The following is a 370-nucleotide window of genomic DNA, read 5'->3' as shown; positions in this document are numbered from 1 at the left end:
GTTGTCACCAAGGCCGGACCACTCTCCGATGCCGATCGCTGAGCCGCCCTCGACAGGCACGCAGCAACCCGGTGAACCTATGCGGTCACAGCACTAGCGTTGAGTGGCAGTGCGCCTGCCGTGCCTGCGCTGCCGTCCAAGGAGGGCTGCCTGCTCGGACTTGAGTCGTGGGAAGTTCTCGCGGGCGTAGGCGCGTATCGCGGTTGCCGGGAACGCGTGGGGCGGGTGCTCGATGGTCGGGTCCCCGCGTTCCCATTTCGCGGCGGGCAGTTCGTGCCAGGCCGCGTGCGCGTAGACCTCCAACAGGACAGGTGGCATCTCGGCCTCGTCCATCAGGTCCGCTCTGGTGTTGACGAGGTCGCGGATGGCG

The 370-nt window shown here is 67.6% G+C and carries 1 pseudogene; it reads right to left on the bottom strand.

Going from position 1 to position 370, the window contains the following annotated elements:
- Nucleotides 1-93 precede the first annotated feature (93 nt).
- Nucleotides 94-370, bottom strand: a pseudogene (locus ADK54_RS16650) (hypothetical protein); the annotation flags it as partial.

Source organism: Streptomyces sp. WM6378, from assembly GCF_001279695.1.
Classification (GTDB): domain Bacteria; phylum Actinomycetota; class Actinomycetes; order Streptomycetales; family Streptomycetaceae; genus Streptomyces.
The sequence above is the reverse complement of the archived record's forward strand: the minus strand, read 5'-3'. Positions and strand labels throughout refer to the sequence as shown.